Here is a 21,475-nt window from a genome sequence, read left to right as displayed (position 1 = left end):
CCGGATCAGACACTCAGCCGCAACCGCGCCAGATCCCGCAAAGGCGGCGCACCGAACAGCCGACTGTACTCCCGGCTGAACTGCGAAGGGCTTTCATAGCCGACGCGATACCCCGCCGCCGAAGCCTCCAGCCCTTCGGCCAGCATCAGCCGCCGCGCTTCCTGCAGGCGAAGCTGCTTTTGATATTGCAACGGACTCATCGCCGTCATCGCCTTGAAACGGTGATGCAGCGTCGACACGCTCAGGTTCACCTCTTTCGCCAGATCATCGATGCGCAACGGCTGCTCGAAATTGCCGTTGAGCCATTTGATCGCCTGGCTGATGCGATGGCTCTGGCTGTTGGCGATGGCGATTTCGTACAGCCGATGCCCCTGTTTGCTGCGCAACAGTCGATAGAGAATCTCCCGGCGAATCAGCGGCGCGAGCATGGCGATGTCTTTTGGCGTGTCCAGCAGCCGTGCCAGACGCAGCACCGCATCAAGCATGGCGGTGTCGAGCCGTTCGACATACAGCCCGCGCCCGGTCGGCCGGGTGGGTACACCGAGGGGGCCGGCGTCGGCGATCAGTGCAGTGATTTCCGCCGGGTCGATGTCCAGGCGCAAGGCCAGGATCGGTTCCTCGGCCGAGACATCCACCACCCTTCCACTCAGCGGCATCGAGACCGAGACCACCAGGTAGTTCAACGGGTCGTAATTGAAGTACTCGTCGGCCAGCCGAACTTCCTTGCGCCCCTGGGCCATGATGCACAGCGCCGGTTGCGCCAGCCCCGGGGCGAACTCATGGGACTGGCTGTGGCGGGACATGAACAGCGAGCCGATGGCCGTGGCATAACTGCCGTCTTCGGCGGTGTTACGGCGAATGATCGCGGCCAGTTCCGCGCGCTGCTTTTCCATGTCGGTGTCCAGCGGGGCTTGAAAGTGATCGAGCGACGACATGCGAGGCATCCTCGGCAAGGCAGGGTGGGAATGGAGCAGAGCATAAGTTTGTGCAAGCGACAGCGGTAGACACATCCTGCCGGATGCTTGCCTGATTCTGCCTGGGCACGACCGACGGCGTTAATACTAGAGCCTTGCGCCGGAAAAACTTGCTTGAAACTCGTGTGACAGAACGGTGACGGGGTTTTACCGCTTGTTACAGGCTTGCCATGCAGTTTCGCAGGATTGTGCAACGCGCCGGCAGGAATCGACTAACGAGACCGGCATCGTGGCCCTTAACCTTTGATCCTGTCGCAGCCCGTCCCCCGGCTGCCACGCGACTCCCCGGGAGGGTTGAACATGTCCAAGCAGATCCCCGTCAGTCATATGGCCTTCGTTCGAGCGCGCGCCGGGCGCTCGGCGGAACTCGGTGTGCGCCTCAGTGCCCTGATCGAACCGTCCCGCGCAGCGCCGGGTTGCCTGAGCTTTGCCTTGCAGCATTCGCAGTGCGATCCAGAACTGTGGCTGGTGTCCGGTTTCTGGAGCAATCAACAGGCGATGACCGCGTACTTCAGCACGCCGGCGATGGAAGTTTTTGCCGAGCTGGTACAGGACCTGGTGGTCAACAGTCTGGATTTTCACACCTTCAAGGATGTGTCGGCGGCACAGGCCCTCGGTCAGTCCGGCGCAGCGGTACACAAACTGGCCGGTTGAGGGTTTAATGACAGCATTCTCAACCAGCCAGGACTCGCGACATGGCACGTAAAGCCTTTGAACACTTTGAAGCTGTTTCCGCTGTAGTACCGGGCGAGGGTGGTTACCACGCCGCTATCGCCGTCAAGGCGCTGGGTGGTTCCGGCGCCCCGCGTTTTCACAAAGTGCTGGAAGGCCAGGTCTTCAAGACCGCCCACGAGGCCGATGATGCGGCCGCCAAGGAGCTGACCCGCCTCAAGGACGTCAGAGAAAACACCGACCTGCTCTGGTGATCACTTCACCGCCCCCGGGCGGTACATCTTGAACAACGCCTCAGGCCCCAGCTGGAAGTAATCCGCTGGCCCGCCGCCGCGCAGAATCGGTTCTGCCGCGGCGGTGTCGTATATCCCGTCCTTCAACAGCCATTTGGCGATATGCACGGCGACCACTTCGCCGAGGACCAGCCAACTGGGCACCACATTGCCGTCCGCCCGTTGCAACTGAATGATCTGCGTGACCTTGCACTCGAACGACACCGGGCTTTCGGCCACTCGAGGCACCTGAATGACCTTGGAGGCAACGGGTGTCAGTCCGGCCAGTTCGAATTCGTTGACCAAAGGCCCGACCATGGCGCAGCTCTGGTTCATCTGCTCGGCCAGCGGCCGTGTGGCCAGGTTCCAGGCGAACTCACCGGTCTGTTCGATGTTGTTCAGGCTGTCTTTGCGCCCGACGCTGGAAAAACCAATGATCGGCGGAATGTAGTTGAAGGCATTGAAGAAGCTGTAGGGCGCCAGGTTCAAGCGGCCCTCGGCATCCTGTGAAGAGATCCAGCCGATGGGGCGTGGACCGACGATGGCGTTGAACGGATCGTGGGGCAGGCCGTGGCCGTTGGCGGGTTCGTAGAAGTGGATGTCATCGGGCATCGGGGAGAGTTTCCGGAGCGGGCGGGAGACGCTCATGGTGCAAGCACGCGCCGCGGATTTCCAGCCCGGCCTCACCCCTGTAGGAGCGAGCATGCTCGCGATGGTCGTTAACGATTACGTGTGTTCCCTGGCTGAACGCGGTGCACTTGAGTCCATCGCGATCAAGCTCGCTCCTACAGGTTTGAGGCCGGGCTGTGAATCTCCCTCCACGATCAGCCGATGCTTTCAGCCGTACCGGTTTTGTCGAAACCGTCAGCAGCATAGGCACCCGAGTGGCTGCGTTCGATGGCAGCGCTGGCTCCGGACTCGAAAGAGGCCGAGCCGGTTTTGTCGTAGCCGTCGGCCGCGAAGGTGTTGGCAGCCAGTACGGAAAGGACCAGGGTAAGGATCAGTTTGGTTTTCATGGCGGTAACTCCCGTTTCGTTGGCGTTTTGTGCAATAAAAACTGCGACGCCAGATAATTCGATTTAATTTCGCAAATACATCCTGATAGTGATCGATTAATTAGATATTAAGGTCGTCAGGCTTTTTCGCTTTCAAGGAAGAGTGAGCACATCGCAATCAATCGATCAGGTCGTTAAAGGTTGGGCGGCGAGCATTAACGCGTGATTAATCGGCTCTTTTGCCGGCGTGACAGATTTTTCATAAAGCCCTTACCCATTTTTCACTGCTGCATCGCCAATCTGCGCGCCGGCCGAACCAAGATTTGGCCGTCATGACCATTGGAGTTCTACCCTCGATGAATAAACTTCCTCAAATCACCCTGGCGTTCTGGGTGATGAAAATCTGCGCGACAACCCTGGGGGAAACCGCGGGGGATCTGCTGTCGATGACCCTCAATGTCGGTTATGCCATCAGCTCGCTGATCCTGATCAGCGTGTTCGTGCTGACATTGGTGACGCAACTGATGTCGAAAACCTACAAGCCAGTGCTGTACTGGATCGTGATTCTGTCGACCAGCACGGCCGGCACCACCATGTCGGACTTCATGGACCGCACCCTGGAGCTGGGTTATGCCACCGGTTCGATGATCCTGATTGCGATTCTGTTGGGGATCTTTGCGGCCTGGCGCCTGAGCGGCGATTCGCTGAACGTGACCAAGGTCCAGACGTTCCGTGGCGAGATGTTCTACTGGATGGCGATTCTGTTTTCCAACACCCTGGGTACGGCGCTGGGCGATTACCTGGCCGACGATTCGGGCCTGGGTTTTGCCGGCGGTGCGCTGCTGATCGGTTCGACCATCGCTGTGGTGGTGCTGCTGAAATACTTCACGAAAATTTCGTCGGTTGTGCTGTTCTGGGTGGCGTTCGTGCTGACGCGGCCTTTCGGTGCAACCCTGGGCGACTTCCTGACCAAACCCCATGAAAAGGGTGGGCTGGACTTCGGCACCATCGGTTCGTCGCTGGTGTTGGCGGGGATTCTGGTGGTGATGATTGCCGGGGCTTCTGTTGCACAGAAAAAGTTTGGCAAGCCACAGGTTGCCGAGTTGACCTGATACCGAGGCGAGCCCATCGCGAGCAGGCTCGCTCCCACAGATATCGTGCAAACCTTGTGGGAGCGAGCCTGCTCGCGAAGGGGCTCTATCAGTCACTATTGCAGTGACGGCCAATCCTGTCAGTCAGTGACGATCCGCGAATGTTTGCGGGTGTCTTTCATGGTGACGTACACCAGCAACGACACGGCAATACATGCGGTGACGTACCAGTAGTAACCGGTTTCCATGCCGATGCTCTTGAACCACAGCGCGATGTATTCGGCGGTGCCGCCGAAGATCGATACGGTCAGTGCGTACGGCAGGCCCACGCCCAGGGCGCGAATTTCGGTCGGGAACAGCTCGGCTTTCACCACGGCGTTGATCGAGGTGTAGCCGCTGACGATGATCAGCGCCGCCATGATCAGGAAGAACGCGCCCCACCAGGTCGTAATGGTGTGCAGGGTGGTGAGGATCGGCACGGTGAACAGGGTTCCCAGGATGCCGAAGGCGATCAGGATCGGCCGGCGACCGATTTTATCCGACAGCCCGCCGATGACCGGTTGCAGGCACATGAACAGGAACAGCGTGGCGGCGGAAATGGTGGTGGAGTCGGAAATGCTCATGCCGACGGTGTTCACCAGGTATTTCTGCATGTACGTGGTGTAGGTGTAGAACGCCAGGGTACCGCCCATGGTCAGGCCGACCACGGTCATCAGTTCCTTGGGGTGGCGCATCAAGGTGCGCATCGCGCTTTCCTTGGCTTTTTCCTTCTTGGTGAACGACTCGGTCTCTTCCATGCCGCGACGCAGGTACAACGCAACCACGGCACACAGCGCGCCGATGGCGAACGGGATGCGCCAGCCCCAGGCATAGAGCTCTTCGGTGGTCAGCAGCTGTTGCAGCACGATCAGCACCGCCAGGGCGATGAGCTGGCCGGAAATCAGCGTCACGTACTGGAAGCTGGAGTAGAAGCCGCGACGCTCCTTGGTTGCCATCTCGCTGAGGTAAGTGGCGGAGGTGCCGTATTCGCCACCCACCGACAGGCCTTGCAGCAAGCGCGCGAACACCAGCAGGATCGGCGCGCCGATGCCGATGACTTCGTAGCTCGGGCTCAGGGCGATCAGCAGCGAGCCGAAGCACATCAGGTACACCGAGGCCATCAGGGCCTTTTTGCGCCCGACCTTGTCGGCATACAGGCCCATCAGCCAGCCACCGATCGGACGCATCAGGAAGCCCACGGCGAAGATCGCGGCGGTGTTGAGCAGTTGCGCGGTGGTGTCGCCCTTGGGGAAGAAGGTCTTGGCGAAGTACAGGGAGAACGCGGCGTAGACGTACCAGTCGTACCACTCGACCATGTTGCCGACGGAACCGCTGAAGATCGATTTGATGCGGCTGGAAGTGGTTCTTTCCTTGGCCGGCACGGCAGCCGACCCAAGCGGCAGGGAGTTGGAGTTATCCATTGAAGGATCCTTCATTTAATTGTTTTTGTGGAGCGCGGTGAAACGCAGCCTGCCAGGGCTATAGCAGGAGCTGTGCCAACGGGGAGAGGGCCGGTTTAGAGGGGGGAGGGTGTTTTGGTGAGCGGAAATCCGCTTATCTGTGGCGGGTTGTGAGCGGAAAATTGCTTATCCGGGCTTTAGAGTTTGTGTCGCATGTACCGGCCTCTTCGCGGGCAAGCCCGCTCCCACAATGACCGCGGGTGTTCATAAAATCTGTGTTCCCAGAAGATCCCTGTGGGAGCGGGCTTGCCCGCGAAGAGGCCAGCTCGGACGCTACAGGAACATCTCCCTGCTCAACCCATGCCGCTGCATCTTTTCATTGAAGGTCCGGCGCGGCAGTTGCAGTTCTTCGAGCACCGCTTTCACATCGCCCTTGTGCCGGGTCAATGCTGCGCGCAGGCATTGCGCCTCGAACGCTTCCTGCTGCGCCGCCAGTGACTGGCCTGACTCGATGCCAAAGGGCTCCGGCTCGTCGAGCCCCAATACCTGACGCTCGGCGACGTTTGCCAGTTCGCGCACATTGCCCGGCCAGTCGTGACTCAATAGATGGCTCAACTGTGGACCGCTCAACGGTGGCAGGGTCCGGCCCAGACGCTCGGCAGCGTTGCGGGCGAACGACTCGTAGAGCAACGGGATGTCTTCGCGCCGGTCGCGCAACGGCGGCAAACGCAACTCGGCGACGTTCAAGCGATAGGCCAGGTCTTCGCGAAAGCGTCCGGCCCGCGCTTCGTCGAGCAGGTCCGGTTTGGTCGCGGCGATGATGCGCAAATCCACGCGAATGCTCTGGTTCGATCCCAGTCGCTCAAGCTTCTGCTCCTGCAACACCCGCAGCAGCTTCACCTGCTGGGCCAGCGGCATGCTTTCGATTTCATCGAGAAACAGCGTGCCGCCGTCGGCGTACTCCAGTTTGCCAATGCGCCTGCCGGACGCCCCGGTAAACGCGCCGCTCTCGTGACCGAACAGCTCGGCCTCGAACAATTGCTCGGGGATGGCCGCGCAGTTGAGTGCGACAAAGGGTTTGCCGGCCCGTGGCCCGAAGTCGTGCAGGCAACGCGCAACCAGTTCCTTGCCGCTGCCGGTTTCACCGCGAATCAGCACGTTGACCGGCAGTGCTGCCAGGTCCAGCACCTGCCGTCGCAAGGTCTGCAAACCCCGGGACACGCCGAGCAGCGTGGCATCCAGTCTGGCGCGGTTGTCCGCCTGCTCGTGCAGAGCGCGGTTTTCCAGTACCAGCCGGCGCTTGTCGAGGGCGCGGCGCAGGCTGCCGAGCAGGGTTTCCGGGCTGAAGGGTTTTTCGAGGAAATCGTAGGCACCGTCGCGCATGGCCTCGACAGCCATCGGCACATCGCCGTGGCCGGTCAACAGGATCACCGGCAAATCGGCGTCCCGACGTTGCACTTCGGCCAGCAGTTCCAGGCCGGTCATGCCGGGCATGCGCACATCGCTGAGAATCACCCCGGCAAAGTGCCTGGGCAATTGCGCCAGGCATTCGTCGGCGCGGCTGAACAGCTGCACCTCGAAACCCGACAGGCTCAACCACTGCTCGACGGCACTGCGGATGCTGCTTTCGTCGTCGACCACCATCACTGAGTTCAGCATGCTTGATGCACCTCCAGGTCGATGGGCAGGGTCACGGTAAACACCGCACCCTTGTCATGATTGGCGGCACTCAGGCGCCCGCCGGATTCGTGAACGATGGCAAACGATACGGCCAGACCGATGCCCAGGCCATCGCCCACCGGTTTGGTGGTGAAGAACGGATCGAAGACCTTGGACAGGTTCTCTTCGGCGATACCGCCACCGTTGTCGATCACGCTCAGGCGCCACAATTGCTCGTCGGCTTCGAGGCGGATTTCCAGGCGTTTGCAGGGTTTGTCCTGCATCGCGTCGAGGGCGTTGCGCAGCAGATTGATCAGCACCTGTTCCAGACGAATCGCATCGCCGCGCACCCAGGCCGGGCGGGTCAGGTGCAACACCGTGCTGACCTGTTCGTCACGCAACCGTGTATCGAGCAGTTGCAGCGACTGGTCCACCACCGCCGCCAGGTCCAGGCGTTCGCGCAATCCACTGGGGCTTTTGCGGGCGAAGGTTTTCAGGTGGCCGGTGAGGGCCGCCATGCGCGTGAGCATTTCATCCACCGGTCTGAGCGCCTTGTAGGCGTCGTCGACGCGGCCGTGGTCGAGCAGCAGGCGCAGGGTTGCCAGCTGCATGCGCTGGGCGGTCAGCGGCTGGTTGATTTCATGCGCCAGGGCGGCGGACATCTGCCCCAGTGCCGCGAGTTTGGCCGACTGCACCAGACCCTCCTGGGCGGTCTTCAGGTCGCGCGTCCGTTCTTCTACAAGCTGTTCGAGTTCTTCGCGACTGCGCTGACGCAGTTTGGCCAGGCGCCAGCGCTGGTGGAGAAACAGCAGCAGGAACACCAGGGTCAACCATAGCCCGGCCGCGGCGAGCGCCGCGTTGCGGCTGTCTTCGAAGGCGACTTGCGGGCGCCGCAACAGGTGCAGGGTCCAGCCCTCGGCACCCAGCGGCAGGGATTCCCACAGGTAATCCGCCTTGCCGTCCGGGCCATCGACCCGAGCCAGGTCGCTGTTGTCGTCAAAGCGCCGCAATGATTGAAACTCAAGCGGCGTCAGGGGTTGCTTGTCGTACTGGCGGGTGCTCTTGAGCTCGGCATGATCGCGGTCGTTCAACGGCTTGAGCAGGCGGTAGCGCCAGCCCGGCTGGTTGGCGATGAAGATGATCCCGCGTGCGTCGCTGACCAGCAGCGTGTCGCTGCCCTGGCGCCATTCGCGTTCCAGTTCGGGAAATTCCAGTTTCACCACCATGGCACCGAGGAACTGGCCATCGTCATCGCTGACCGCGCTGGAGAGAAAGTAGCCGGGAATCCCGCTGGTCACGCCTACCGCATAAAAACGCCCGGTACCCTGGGTGCGGGTCTGGCTGAAGTAAGGGCGAAAGGCATAGTTGTGCCCGACGTAACTGCTGGGCAATCGCCAGTTGCTCGCCGCCACGGCCAGGCCGGTGCGATCGAGCAGTTCGAGGGTCGAGGATTGGGCGGCGCCGTTGATCTTTTCCAGTTTGCGATTGAGTTCGTCCTGCCGTTCGGGGCTCACGGGGCCTTTTAGCGCGTCGCGCAATTGCGGGTCCAGCGCCAGCACCGAGGGCAAGGCGCGGTAGCGCTCGATCAGGGTGTGCAGGGACGTGGCGTACAGCCCCAATTGCTGATTGGCACGGGCGGCGTCTTCGACCATTGACTGGCGCACGGCGTGGCGCATGGCCAGGCTCGCGGCGATGGCGGCGCCGGCGATGATGAGCAGGGTGTAGAGCGCCAGGCGCAGGGTTCTGGAGGTCGGGAGCATGCTGTGGGAACAGGCAGGAATAAGGACGGCACCTTAGCATGAGAGGTGATTGCGGCCTATCAATCCCATATGTAAGTCGTGAACACTGCCCCAGAGGATGTTGGGCACTCGGCTATCAATGACGGTTATTAGTTCGCTCTCCACGAACCAAGACTGCCAGGTTTAATGTATCGACCAAGCGGCATCTTCATTTCCATTTTTTCATTAAATCCCTGGGGAGGAGCTACGCCAAAACGTGTATCCCTTTTTTGCCCGAGCATTGGTTCTACTTCGCTATCATGACGCATGATGACGTCAGTAAAAACTCCAGGCCCTACTAGGGATGTCAGTATTTTTGCTCTTTCATTTTTTTCTAATTTGAGAGTGCTGGCTCCAATATAGCCATTGTCATCGGAGTATTTTCCGGAGTCGACAATCTTTTTATATCGTGAGCTCATCTCTTGCATGATGTCATTTAAAATCACGTTTCCGGAATGAGCAGCAAATGAACTGTTGGGTATTTGAGGGGCAGAAACAAAGCCCTCCCAAGGTACAAATACAGGTTCGTGCAAAATAAGTTCGTTAGCCTCTGCCTTTAGGGAGGTTTTACCTAGTTTTTTTGCGTTTTTGTATTTGCCTTTTCATAAATGTCGTCGACATCGGAGTACATCCCGCCAAGCTCTTTCACGATGTAGGGTCGCAAAACGTCTGCCGCAAAAGCGAGGTTTTTCGGGTCACCTGACCTGAAGTCATTATAGATAGTTGCTATTTCGGTTCTCTGGAAGTCGCTGAAAAGCTTACTTTCTCGCAAATAGATTATGTCGTGGATTTTTAGTTTTTTAAGTATTTTGGTGTAGCTGTCTTTGATGGCGGTCTCCAGATACAGGTGAACTTTGTAGCCGCTAGCTTGTTTGGCGGTGTTGTTAATATTTGCTATTTGCGTCTCCAGTTTTTCTGGTGCTTCTCCTATCCAAATCATATGAATGTCTTTGTTGATTTTCTTTTTTTCCTCTCCTGACGGGTCTGTATAAACAATGGGGTTGTTGCCTACCATTTTATAGCGATTAAGCCCATCTATATTCTCCGCCGGATCCGGATTTACCCACCGCCCCAACCACCCCGCGTAATATCGGGCTCCATAGTAGTCAAGCCCGCTGGCATCCCGCTCCTTGCCCGAATACCGAATGGTCTTGTAATCGGCATCGGCCTTCGAGCGGGCAGCCCACCACGCCGTACCACCATAGGGGTAGTAACCCTCGTGACTGATGACGGCGGCCTGTTGATCCAGCTCCAGGCAACTGGAGCCCAGGTGATCTTCGATGCTGTAGCGCACTTGATCGTTTTAGATACCGTCCGGTTGTCCCTTGACCCAATGCAGGCACCGCACGCTGCCACGGACCAGTTGGACGTCAATGACCTGAAACTCTTCGCGCTCATCGGCGGTGCGCACTTCCAGACCCGGGAGGTAGTGGACAATATCCTGATGGGGCATAGTGCGGGCCTGTCGAGTGCTGAACTTGACGACCCGCTCTCCGGCAGCGTTGTAGCGATACCATTCCCCATCATTCACTCTGCCTGGGCGTTGGACGGTGGTGACACTTTGCAATTGATTGCGCGCATCCCAGGTCATCGGTTGGGCGCCTGACGCCAGGTACTGCAAGTTGCCGTTTGCATCAAAGTGACGGCTGAAGTCGGGAACTTCCTCACCCTCATTCCATGGCAAGGCGCGGTTGCTCTGTGGATCGACGTACATTCGGCGACTGAACGGACTCTGGTCACTTTCATGGCGCAACAAGGTCCGGTTGCCGCCAGTGTCGTATTCGTAATGTTCGGTGTCGTTGAGCAATCGGGCGGGATCGATGGGGCTGGGGATGTTCAGTTCCGGTAATCCCGGGGTTTGTCCCGCACCCGCGGTTTCACGACCCTTGGCACTGATCAGTTGGTAGAGGCTGTCGTAGGTATAGGTGTTCTGCGCAACCACGCGCTGGTTGTCGAAATAGTTGTCCGCCTGTGTGTGATCGACCAGCCGGAGGATGTTGCCGACCGGGTCGTATTCGTAACTCATCTCCTGCAAGCGCTGGCGTGTTGAGGTGGTCGCGGTCAGGCGTTCCAGTCGGCCGTTTTCAGCCTGGTAGCTGGCGATGCAGGTGACGTTGTTGCCGGCAACCTGAGTGAGCAATCGTCCCGCGGCATCGTAGTCGGCAGTTTTGAGCAACGACTGCGATGCCCGGCCTTTTAGCGTCAGGTCGATACGTTGCAGTTGCCCGGCGCGGTCGAAGTTGAATTGTCGCAGATGGCCGCTGGCATCGATCTGCTCCAGCACTTCACCTGACGGGCCATATCGATGTTGGCTGGTGTAGCCTGTGCCGGGTTGTAGCAATGCGTCGCGATCAGCTTCGGTCGCCGGCCAGTTGGCTGACAGGTTCGCCTGATCCGGCAGGAAGCGCCGGGTCTGGTGGATCAATCCGCCATTCAGGGCGATTTGCCTGAGCCACAGCGTACCGGCCGAATCGTCATGACGGATCAAACTCCCGCACTGGTTACGCTCGGCGAATTCAGCGGAGTCGTCGGCATAGGTCATGCGTTCGACGGTGCGCAGGTCCATACCCAATACGTATTCATGGAGAGCGACTGGCCGACGCAATTCGTCGTACTCGTTCTGCCAACGACTGCCTCGGCCATCCCACTGTTCGAGCACTTGTCCGGCGTCACCTGTCAGGTTCAGGCGCCATCCGGCATCGACGTTGTCAGTCAACAGCCTCGCGCCCGACAGGTTGTAAAGCGCTGTCTGGTTCGGCCGGGTTGCAGTTGAAGAAAACCGTGGGTCGCGTTGAGCCACCACCCGCCCGGCAGCGTCATTTTGCCGAGTGGAGATTCGCGCAGCGGGGTGATCAGACTCCACTGCACGAAGGTAAGCCACTTGCCGTACCGCTATGCCACGACCATCGTTTGCAGCCAGCTCTGGCGTCTGGCGATGGATGTTTGCGTTCAATGGATTGTCCAGATGGATGGTCGTTGTGCGGGTGGCGGATCAAACAGGTCGTTCTCGTCAAACGCAATGGTGTACCAGGCGCGATAGCGTTGTTCCCGGCGTAATGGTTTTTCTTCTGGTGGATTGCCCTGCAGCATTTTTTTCGCCAGCACAGTGTGTGTCGGCCGGCCGGCGGCGTCGTAGAACTGCTGGTCGTGGTAGCCCGACTCGCGGATCGAGGCGTCGTTGATGTAGCGGTAGGCGCTGGCGAAGTAGGGGCGATAGATCCGCACGGTCTCGCCTTTATTGTTGTACTCGACCCGTTCGCTGACCCGCCAGCGCCGGGCTGCCTGTTCTTCCTTGGGGCGACCGTTTTCGTCGGGTTCCAGTTCACCGTTGTCGTTGACCATCCAGGCCAGACCGGGTTCGACCTCCTGCTTGGTTTGCAGGGAACGGCCGAAACCATCCCAACAGGCGATGGCTGCGCGGATTTGCAGCTCCGGGTCGCCGGGGTAGCGGTCGGCCTGCAAGGTGACGACATGCACGGGTTCGCGATGCGCGTTGTCGAGATACTGCTGAAGCTGCCGTTCGTTAGCGGAAGGATTTTGCAGGCCTTCAAGGTGCACACGTGCCCGGCTGCAGAGATAGCCGTCGGGCAATGCGAACCCTTCGGCGCGGGCCCAGGCCAGCCATGACTCGGGCGCTGCCGGGGGGATTTTGCCCATCCAGCTGAAGGGCGCAGAGAAGGTGGCCGTGGCGTAGTTGCCGATGGCTTTGTTCTTGTCGGCGATAGCGCCTGCAGGAGTGCGGTCCTCCGGTGGCTGGTAACCGCTGAGCGGATGGAAACCGACCTCGACGCCCAGTTCCGTGCCATGAAAACTGGTCACCAGCACTTCGCCTAACGCGTTGTAGCGAGCCTCCTGGGTATTTTGGTTGGGGTCGATGATGCCTGCTGGCAGGAACGATCGATAGTCGATATCGAAGATGCTTGTGGTGCAGCCATCCGGCAGCGTAACGGCAGTGCTCAGACACCAGTGTTTGTCATACGCGACAGTGGTGATGCCATGGCTCTTGGTCTGCTGGAATTTTTCGACGTTATGGAACCCTTCCAGACCGTGGTAAGTGGGAAAGCTCTTGCGCACGGACCACAGGTAGTTCTTGGCATCGGTCGGGTCTACGGGGTCACCCGCTGGAGCAGCCGGCAGGAACAGGTCCATGATGTGGTAACCGACTTCAGGTGATTCGAGTTTCTCCTTGAGGTTGAACGGCATGTTGCCGTTTTCGTCCTTGAGCTTGTCGTAGGCGCTCAGGGCGGTGGCATCCAGTTCGGCGGTTTCCTGGTAGTCGGGCATGGCGGTGAAGATCAATGCATCCGGGTCCAGTAACTCGCCGGTGGCCGGATTTTGATAACGCTGCAGGTTCAGGCCGGTCAGTATCGCTCTGCTAGTCCACTCTCCCTCGTCTTTGCCGAACTCAAGGGCGTTTTCATAGGAGATCATAAAAGGGTAGAGCTCTTCTTTTTCCACGACGAGCGCATTTGTGCGCTGACGATAGGGCAGCCCCAGACGCCAGCCCTGCTTGTTTTCGAGGTGGCGATACTCAGCCTTGCTCTGGGTCAGGTACCAATTCTGCTGGGCTGGATCATGAGCATCCAGCCACCATCTGTTTTCGTAGTCTTCATCGCTTTCATCGCCGGGCTGATCAAGGTGAAAGGGCGGGTTGTCTTTGTCTGTTTTACGCCGCGCGTAGTGCACGACAAAAGCATGAGTCAGGTTGCCGAACTTGTCCCACTCCAGGTTGATCGTGTGCTGGACCCGCGGGTCGTCGGCGAGTGCTTTTTCGTACTGGTAAGCGATGCTTTCCAGGGGCAGAAGTTGCAGCACGGCGTAAGGATGGTGCGGGCCCTTGGGCCTGAGCTCGCGGATCAGAAAGCGGTTTTCTTGCACGGTATACGGCACTGCTGTCTGCGGATCATCGTCGGCGGCGAAGATCTCCGAGCGCAGCACCGACCCGCTCAGCGTTCGGGCCATCTCGCGGGAAAGATTTTCATCGGGAACGGTCAGGCGACCGGCCGCGTCACTGAGTTGGTATTGCTGCAGTAAGTGACCACTCATCCGCGCGGCTTCCTTGTCGCCGCTGTAATAAGCCGGGTCCCGCATGTTCAGTGATTTGCCCGTATGGAACCAGGTCTTGCTGAGAATCGGCGCAGTGAATCCCGGGCTTGAACGCTCCGCCGCCGAGGCTTCGGTATCGGATTGCAGCAACAGGCCAAAACCACGGAACTCACGTTCGAAACTGTCGTAGAAACCCTGGCGGTAAGTGAAGCCCTGGGTCAGTCGATTGCCAGTGATTTCATCGAGCTGGGTCTGCTGGCTGACCAGGTGCATGGCAAACGGCAGGTGCGAAACCGGGGCTTTGCCGGCCGCGATCAGCTCGGCTTTTTCGTCCAGCCATTCCTGGGCCGAACTGCGGTAACTCACTCCCGTCACGGCGCCCATGTTGTTGTGGCTGGCATTCACCAGATACGGCTTGGCGCTGACGAAATCGTAGCGCCAGTGCCTGGGCTCCATGTGTGGTACGGTCAGGATCAGACTGGAACAACCCAGCCCCTGCAGGTCGGCGATGCTCACCTGGCAGAAGCGGTCGTAACGCACGCCTTGCGGCCACGGCATTTTCACAAAGTCTTCATCGAAGCCTTCGCCGCCATGGTTCATGAACACCCGGAAACCGTCGGACTCCAGGTAGATCAGGTCAACCGCACCCGAACCGTCCAGGTCTGCCAGTCGTACCCGTGATGCATCGAACTCGGCATAGTTGAAGGGCAGCTCGCAAAGCACGAAACCTTTGCCGAACTTTCCATGACCCAGATTCGGCCAGCATTTGACTTCGTTGTGGCGGATGCGGATCAAGTGTTGGGTCGCGCTGCCCAATGGATCGCTGAAGGCCACCAGCTCGGTCTGGGTACTGCTCAACAGGGGTAGCGAGTCGTCGTCGTGAGGGACATTGGCCCCTAGGCTGAACCCGACTGCACGACGGCTTGAATACAGCCGCACGCTACGCGGGCCGATCAAGGCCAGGTCGGTCAGACCGTCGCCCACCAGGTCCGCCAATTGCGCCCCGGGATGAAAAAACTCCGAGGGAAACGCTGCATAGGCCACAAATTTCGACCAGGTTCGGTCGGGATTGAGGGTGAAGAACCCGGACATACCGGGCTGAGCGATCACCCAGTCGAGCTTGCCGTCGCCCGTCAGGTCGCTGAGGGACTGGCGAATCGGTTTGCTGCTATCGGCCACGGGAATGCCGGGCAATAGCGCCCAGTCGCCATAACTCACGTGATTGCCACCACTGTCGGCGCGTAGCGGTTCGCGGTAATACCAGGCCTTGTCACTGCTGAACAGCACACCGGGCATGCCTTCGCCATACAAGTCCACCAGTTGATAGCGCTGACCGTCATTGAGACCAGGCATCTGCGGGAACTCGCGATAACACTCACGCTGCGGATCGAGTTCGAACGGGTTATAGAAAAACTCCATGGGCGGCCGGCTTTCCATCTGTCCCTGATTGTCATACGCCTGAATGTGGGCGGCGGTCAGATGGTTGTAGCCCAACGGACTCTGGCGATGCTCGAGCAGCAGGCGCTGGACCAACACCGGGTCGTTACCGAGCTCTTCGGCGAACTGATGAAACATCAGGACCTGACGGCACAGGCGCCGGGAACCCAATTCAAAACCGTAGGCGTAGTTCCAGAATGGATCCTTGCGCGGTTCGCCCCACTCGCCGCGCTCTATCCCGGGCAGATCGTAAATCGGCACTTGCGTCAGGTCGGCACTGCGTTCGCCGTAATCGAACAGCAAGTGGAAATGCCAGGCTACGTCTTTCCAGCCATCGGCCTTCCATGCATACAGGTTGGCATTGGCCTGGGCGTTGCCGTACAGGACCCGACGCAGGTAGCGCTGGGCACGGTAATCGCGTAACTGCGGGGCGGTCGGCGCATCGACTTCCGCCTGGTACAGGTACACCACATGTTCACCGCGCAGGTTCAGGCTTTCATCGATCAGCCACGCACCGACGCGGGACTTGTCGTTCGAATCGGCCCGACGTGACGCCTCGGTTTTACCGTAGCAGTGCAGGCTGCCGTCGGCACCGTGAATCAGCCAGAAGCCCGCCGGATTTTCCGCATCGTCCTCTTTGGTCCAGTGCTCGATCAAATCGAAAGCGCCTTCGACCCGGGGCCAGTAGCGCACGACCTGGTGCAAGCCGATCTGAATGCCGTTGTACTCGGATACCGCCCTGGAGATCAGTTGGCCGTCGTCGCTCTTCTCGGGCATCCACACGTCACCGCCGGGTCCAGCCACCTGGTCGCTGCCGTCGTACTTCGGCACGCCTTTGGTGGTGCGCAGGGTGATCGCATTGCTGGTCAGGCGCCAGCCGATGCCGAACGGACTGTTACCGACATCGCTGCTGTAACCCAGGTCCAGAGCCGGGACCATGTCACGATTGGGCGCCTTGCTGATGGGCAGCGGCAGTTCCAGCGACGCCGCACCGGTGGTGCCCACACCGCCCCAGCCCTTGCCGATGCTCTGGATGGCGCCGCCGCCCTTGGGGAGGGCGGGAGCGTTGATTTCGAGGGTGCCCTGCTGTTCAGTCGCCATGGGAGTGTCCGCCGTGACAGAGAATGCATCGAGTGCGTTCAAGCTATCAGCGACACGGGCGGCTGTAACCTGTCAGATCTGACAGGTCAGTCGGGATTTTTTAGAACAAACGATGCTTGAGCTTCAGCCTCCCATTGCTTTATCAGGCGTAAAAAAACCGGTCTGCAGTTGCCCGCAGACCGGTTCTTGTTGAGCGCTCTCAGTGCTTACTGCACTTCCACCGCCAGGCTTTCACTGATCTTCTTCTGCCAGATGGCAGGACCGGTGATGTGTACGGACTCGCCCTTGCTGTCGACCGCAACGGTGACCGGCATGTCCTTGACCTCGAACTCGTAGATCGCTTCCATGCCCAGTTCGGCAAACGCCAGCACCTTGGACTTCTTGATCGCCTGGGCGACCAGGTAAGCGGCACCGCCGACGGCCATCAGGTACACGGCCTTGCTGTCCTTGATCGCTTCGATCGCGGTCGGGCCGCGCTCGGACTTGCCGATCATGCCCAGCAGGCCAGTCTGCTCGAGGATCTGACGGGTGAACTTGTCCATCCGCGTCGCAGTGGTAGGGCCAGCCGGGCCAACCACTTCGTCACCGACCGGATCGACCGGGCCGACGTAGTAGATGAAGCGACCCTTGAGGTCCACCGGCAGGGTTTCGCCCTTGTTCAGCATCTCGACCATGCGCTTGTGCGCGGCATCGCGACCGGTGAGCATCTTGCCGTTGAGCAGGACGGTTTCGCCCGGCTTCCAGCTTTGCACTTCTTCCGGGGTCAGGGTGTCGAGGTTGACGCGACGGGCCGACGGGCCGGCTTCCCAGACGATTTCCGGGTAGGCGTCCAACGGTGGCGCCTCCAGCGAGGCCGGGCCGGAACCGTCGAGCACGAAGTGCGCGTGACGGGTGGCGGCGCAGTTCGGGATCATGCACACCGGCAGGGAGGCGGCGTGGGTCGGGTAGTCCATGATCTTCACGTCGAGCACGGTGGTCAGGCCACCGAGGCCCTGGGCACCGATGCCCAACTGGTTGACCTTCTCGAACAGCTCCAGGCGCATTTCTTCAATGCGGTTCTGCGGACCACGGGCCTTGAGCTCGTGAATGTCGATGGATTCCATCAACACTTCCTTGGCCATCACCGCGGCTTTCTCGGCGGTGCCGCCGATGCCGATGCCGAGCATGCCCGGTGGGCACCAGCCGGCGCCCATTTGCGGAACGGTCTTCAGGACCCAGTCGACGATCGAGTCGGACGGGTTGAGCATGGCCATCTTCGACTTGTTCTCGGAACCGCCGCCCTTGGCCGCCACGTCCACTTCCACGGTGTTACCCGGAACGATGGAGTAGTGGATAACGGCCGGGGTGTTGTCCTTGGTGTTCTTGCGAGCGCCCGCCGGGTCGGCGAGGATCGAGGCACGCAGGACGTTTTCCGGCAGGTTGTAGGCGCGACGCACGCCTTCGTTGATCATGTCGTCCAGGCCCATGGTGGCGCCATCCCAGCGCACGTCCATGCCGACACGGACAAACACGGTGACGATACCGGTGTCCTGGCAGATCGGGCGGTGGCCGGTGGCACACATGCGCGAGTTGATCAGGATCTGTGCCATCGAGTCGCGGGCCGCTGGCGATTCTTCGCGCAGGTAGGCCTCGTGCATCGCCTGGATGAAATCCACGGGGTGGTAATAGGAAATGAACTGCAGGGCGTCGGCAACGCTCTGAATCAGGTCGTCTTGCTTGATCACGGTCATGAGTCGCGCTCCTCTAAAAGACGGGAACATTCAATTAAGGTGCTTGCAGCTTGGGTGCATCGGTCGGTTGCAAGCACCTTTCAAGGCACGCCGGGCATGCTGGCGCGACGCTAAAAAGGCGCGGCAGTATACCGCGCCTCGCGGGCAGGCACACGCGCCGGCAGTCAATCGTTGGTCGCATAGGGGCATCCCGAAAATTGAATGGTCATTTATCGGTCACGCCACTAAAGTGACATACGGTCTGTAGAGTAGGACGCTCTGTCAGTCTCCTTTCATTTGGTGAATCAACGATTGACCCATAACGCCATCCAGCGCCTGTTGCTCAAACGTTTCGCCCTCGCGGCCGGCACCTATGCCCTGGCATTGCTGTTGCTGTGGCTGGCGTTTTTTACCGGTCACTACAACGCACCGCTTTCCAGTGTCGTCATCGGCAGCGTACTGGTAGGGGTCAGCCAGGCCATCCTGTTCGCGGTGTTCTACAGCGGCTACAACCTGCGCTTCGCCGACCCCAGCCTGACCGAGGCGCAAGTGCTGCTGGGGCTGGGCTGGCAAACCTGGCTGAGCGCTCATCTGGATGCAGCCCGGGGCGCGTTTCTGGTGTTTTACGTGCTGATCCTGCTGTTCGGCCTGTTCCATCTGTCACGCCGGTCTTTTGTACGATGTGCGCTGCTGGTGTTTTTCAGTTTCAGCGCGATCACGTTGTGGGAGGGCTACCACTTCCAGCTGCCTGACCCGGCCATGGCGGTGTTGCAGGTCTGCGTGCTGTTCATCGTGCTGGTGTGGCTGGTGCTGTATGCCCGCCATGTCCAGGCATCGCGCCAGCGTATGCGCCAGCGGCGTTTTGCGTTGCAGGCGCACCAGGACACGTTGCGCGGGATGATGCGTCAGCTCGAAGACCTGGTGGCCACCGATGAGCTCACAGGGCTGTTCAATCGCCGGCATTTCCTGCGCCTGGCTTCGCGCGAGTTGAACGCCATGGACGTGGGTGTCATGCATGGCCTGGCGTTGATCGACCTCGACCATTTCAAACGCATCAACGACCTGCACGGCCATGCCGCTGGCGATCAGGTGCTGCAAGCCTTTGCCGGCGTTGCCACCGCGTGCCTGCGTGACGGTGACGTACTGGCTCGCTACGGCGGCGAAGAGTTCGTGGTGCTGCTGCCCGATTGTGATGCCGACAGTCTGACTTCGTGCTGCGAACGGCTGCGCATCGCGTTCACCGATGTCGAGTTGATCGGGCTGAATGTGCGCAACCTCAGCCTGTCCGCCGGCATGACGCTGCTGGAACCGGGTGACGACCTCGATGAAGCGCTGCAACGGGCCGATCAGGCGCTCTATCGGGCCAAGCGCGATGGCCGCAACCGATGTGCGGCAGCGTGGGAGAACGTCGATGCCTGAACTGCGGGTTGGCGAGCGCCACTGGTCGGTGGCGGCGGGCAGCAACCTGCTCGATGCGCTGAATCAGAACGGCGTGCCGGTGCCCTACAGTTGCCGCGCCGGCAGTTGTCATGCGTGCCTGGTGCAGTGCGTACGGGGCCTGCCGAGTGACAGCCGCCCGGATGCCCTGAGTGCACAACAACGTGAACAGGGCTGGCGGCTGGCGTGCCAGTGCCAGGTGGTCGAGGACTTGCAAGTGCATGCCTTCGACCCGCTGCTCGATGGTCATCCGGCCGAGGTCGCGGCAGTCGATTGGCTGAGCGCCACCGTGCTGCGCTTGCGGGTGATACCGCAGCGGTCATTGCGCTATAGCGCCGGCCAGCACCTGGTGTTGTGGGCGGGCAGCGTGGCGCGGCCGTATTCCCTCGCCAGCCTGCCGCAGGAAGACCGTTTTCTGGAGTTTCATCTCGATTGCCGCAAGCCCGGGGAATTCAGCGATGCCGCCAGGCAAATGCGCATCGGCGATCCGGTACGTCTCGGTGAACTGCGCGGCGGTGCCTTGCATTACGACCCTGACTGGCACACCCGGCCTTTGTGGCTGATGGCGGCCGGCACCGGGTTGGGGCCGTTGTTTGGCGTATTGCGCGAAGCGCTGCGCCACGATCATCAAGGCGCCATCCGCGTCATTCACCTGGCCCATGATGCCGATGAGCACTACCTGGCCAAGCCTCTGCAAGCCATGGCCGCCAGCCGTCCGAACTTGAGTGTCGAACTGTGGACCCCGGCCGAGTTGCCAGCGGCTTTGGCGCAACTGCGGCTTGTTTCGCGGCAAACCCTGGCCTTACTCTGCGGAGCCCCCGACAGTGTCGACGCCTTCGCCCGGCGTCTGTACCTGGCGGGATTGCCGCGCAATCAACTGCTGGCCGATGTGTTCCTGCCCCGTGGTTGAGCGCTGACTTTTCAGACGCGAGACCTGCCATGACCGATGCCATCCAAGTTGAACGCGAACGCGGCCTGTTGACCCTGCGCCTGAATCGCCCGGACAAGAAAAACGCCCTGACCCGCGCCATGTACAGCCACCTGGCCGAAGCGTTGAAACTGGCCGACAGCGACCCCGGGATCAACGCGGTGCTGATCACAGGCTCCGCCGAATGTTTCACCGCCGGCAACGACATCGCCGATTTCATCCAGCAACCGCCGAGCGGCCTCGACAGCCCGGTGTTCCAGTTCATGCTCAATCTGCTCGAATGCCGCAAACCGGTGATCGCCGCCGTGGCTGGAGCGGCGGTGGGCATTGGCACGACGATGTTGCTGCATTGCGATCTGGTGTATGTCAGCCGGGATGCGCGGTTGCGCATGCCGTTCGTCAACCTGGGTTTATGCCCTGAATTTGGTTCCAGTCTGCTCCTGCCGCGCCTGGTCGGGCACGCCAAGGCGGCGGAACTGTTGCTGCTCGGTGAGGGTTTCACGGGTGAGCAGGCTGCAGCGTGGGGCATTGCGTCCGAGGCGCTGGGCAGTGGCGAAGAGGCCTTGGCCAAGGCACGGGAGATGGCGCTGCGCTTTGAGGGGCTTGCACCGGAAGCGGTGCGTATCAGCAAGCAATTGATGAAGGCGCCGGATCGCGAGTTGTTGCGCAAGGTGATCGAAGAGGAGGGGGCGTTGTTTACCCAGCGGCTGCGTTCGCCGGAAGCGCTGGCGGCGTTGACCGGGTTCATCAAGCGGCATTGAATCTTTCGCTGACTGTACCGGCCTCATCGCGGGCAAGCCCGCTCCCACAGTTTTTGCGGCGAATCCCAATCCCTGTGGGAGCGGGCTTGCCCGCGAAGGGGCCCGATCAGACAACACACCTGTTGGATCAGAAAGCAAAAAGCCCCGCCATTCACATGGCGGGGCTTTTGTTTTTC

General features: G+C 60.2%; 17 protein-coding genes. 6 read left to right on the top strand and 11 right to left on the bottom strand.

Annotated elements, in window-relative coordinates:
- Positions 1-5: 5 nt before the first annotated feature.
- A complete protein-coding gene (locus ACLD1X_RS00875) occupies positions 6-935 on the bottom strand; it encodes an AraC family transcriptional regulator (protein WP_429365731.1) in 930 nt (309 codons plus the stop codon).
- Positions 936-1,274: 339 nt separating this feature from the next.
- Between ACLD1X_RS00875 and ACLD1X_RS00870 the strand changes: the two genes are divergently transcribed.
- Complete coding sequence (locus ACLD1X_RS00870; protein WP_429365730.1) at positions 1,275-1,628, top strand: putative quinol monooxygenase; 354 nt, start codon at positions 1,275-1,277, stop codon at positions 1,626-1,628.
- 41 nt (positions 1,629-1,669) lie between these two features.
- Complete coding sequence (locus ACLD1X_RS00865; protein WP_429365729.1) at positions 1,670-1,900, top strand: hypothetical protein; 231 nt, start codon at positions 1,670-1,672, stop codon at positions 1,898-1,900.
- Here the strand turns inward: ACLD1X_RS00865 and ACLD1X_RS00860 are convergent, their stop codons facing one another.
- Positions 1,901-2,530, bottom strand: coding sequence for a flavin reductase family protein (locus tag ACLD1X_RS00860; protein WP_429365728.1), 630 nt, complete (start codon positions 2,528-2,530; stop codon positions 1,901-1,903).
- 212 nt (positions 2,531-2,742) lie between these two features.
- Positions 2,743-2,934 (bottom strand): hypothetical protein, encoded by a 192-nt coding sequence (locus tag ACLD1X_RS00855; protein WP_429365727.1) that lies wholly within the window; start codon positions 2,932-2,934, stop codon positions 2,743-2,745.
- Positions 2,935-3,269: 335 nt separating this feature from the next.
- Here ACLD1X_RS00855 and ACLD1X_RS00850 point away from each other — a divergent pair, with 335 nt between their 5' ends.
- Positions 3,270-4,025 (top strand): COG4705 family protein, encoded by a 756-nt coding sequence (locus ACLD1X_RS00850; protein WP_429365726.1) that lies wholly within the window; start codon positions 3,270-3,272, stop codon positions 4,023-4,025.
- Between the two features lie 119 nt (positions 4,026-4,144).
- On the opposite strand, the gene ACLD1X_RS00845 is transcribed toward ACLD1X_RS00850, so the two are convergent.
- The 8 genes from ACLD1X_RS00845 to ACLD1X_RS00810 form a co-directional block, all read right to left on the bottom strand.
- Positions 4,145-5,464, bottom strand: a complete 1,320-nt coding sequence (locus tag ACLD1X_RS00845; RefSeq protein ID WP_429365725.1) for an MFS transporter — start codon at positions 5,462-5,464, stop codon at positions 4,145-4,147.
- Between the two features lie 312 nt (positions 5,465-5,776).
- Complete coding sequence (locus tag ACLD1X_RS00840) at positions 5,777-7,102, bottom strand: sigma-54-dependent transcriptional regulator (RefSeq protein WP_429365724.1); 1,326 nt, start codon at positions 7,100-7,102, stop codon at positions 5,777-5,779.
- The gene (locus ACLD1X_RS00835; RefSeq protein WP_429365723.1) at positions 7,096-8,862 is read right to left on the bottom strand and encodes a sensor histidine kinase; all 1,767 of its coding nucleotides are present in this window, start codon (positions 8,860-8,862) and stop codon (positions 7,096-7,098) included. The genes ACLD1X_RS00840 and ACLD1X_RS00835 overlap by 7 nt, the downstream gene beginning before the upstream one ends.
- A 128-nt stretch (positions 8,863-8,990) precedes the next feature.
- Positions 8,991-9,413, bottom strand: a complete 423-nt coding sequence (locus ACLD1X_RS00830) for a hypothetical protein (protein WP_429365722.1) — start codon at positions 9,411-9,413, stop codon at positions 8,991-8,993.
- A 38-nt stretch (positions 9,414-9,451) separates the two neighbouring features.
- A complete protein-coding gene (locus ACLD1X_RS00825) occupies positions 9,452-10,174 on the bottom strand; it encodes an RHS repeat-associated core domain-containing protein (protein WP_429365721.1) in 723 nt (240 codons plus the stop codon).
- 9 nt (positions 10,175-10,183) lie between these two features.
- The gene (locus ACLD1X_RS00820) at positions 10,184-11,833 is read right to left on the bottom strand and encodes an RHS repeat domain-containing protein (RefSeq protein ID WP_429365720.1); all 1,650 of its coding nucleotides are present in this window, start codon (positions 11,831-11,833) and stop codon (positions 10,184-10,186) included.
- Positions 11,830-16,464, bottom strand: coding sequence for a SpvB/TcaC N-terminal domain-containing protein (locus ACLD1X_RS00815; RefSeq protein ID WP_429365719.1), 4,635 nt, complete (start codon positions 16,462-16,464; stop codon positions 11,830-11,832). The genes ACLD1X_RS00820 and ACLD1X_RS00815 overlap by 4 nt, the downstream gene beginning before the upstream one ends.
- 206 nt (positions 16,465-16,670) lie before the next feature.
- Positions 16,671-18,194: a fumarate hydratase gene (locus ACLD1X_RS00810; protein WP_429365718.1), complete on the bottom strand. Its 1,524-nt coding sequence runs from the start codon at positions 18,192-18,194 to the stop codon at positions 16,671-16,673.
- Positions 18,195-18,485: 291 nt separating this feature from the next.
- On the opposite strand from ACLD1X_RS00810, the gene ACLD1X_RS00805 reads away from it, so the two are divergent.
- From ACLD1X_RS00805 to ACLD1X_RS00795, 3 genes are read left to right on the top strand one after another with little or no spacing between them, the layout of a single operon-like run.
- Complete coding sequence (locus ACLD1X_RS00805; protein WP_429365717.1) at positions 18,486-19,592, top strand: GGDEF domain-containing protein; 1,107 nt, start codon at positions 18,486-18,488, stop codon at positions 19,590-19,592.
- Complete coding sequence (locus ACLD1X_RS00800) at positions 19,585-20,520, top strand: iron-sulfur-binding ferredoxin reductase (RefSeq protein WP_429365716.1); 936 nt, start codon at positions 19,585-19,587, stop codon at positions 20,518-20,520. The genes ACLD1X_RS00805 and ACLD1X_RS00800 overlap by 8 nt, the downstream gene beginning before the upstream one ends.
- A gap of 29 nt (positions 20,521-20,549) precedes the next feature.
- Positions 20,550-21,299 carry an enoyl-CoA hydratase-related protein gene (locus tag ACLD1X_RS00795; protein WP_429365715.1) on the top strand — a complete coding sequence of 250 codons (750 nt, stop codon included), beginning with the start codon at positions 20,550-20,552 and terminating at the stop codon, positions 21,297-21,299.
- The last annotated feature ends 176 nt before the right edge of the window (positions 21,300-21,475 follow it).

The organism is Pseudomonas sp. 18173 (assembly GCF_050432945.1).
Classification (GTDB): Bacteria; Pseudomonadota; Gammaproteobacteria; order Pseudomonadales; family Pseudomonadaceae; genus Aquipseudomonas.
The sequence above is the reverse complement of the archived record's forward strand: the minus strand, read 5'-3'. Positions and strand labels throughout refer to the sequence as shown.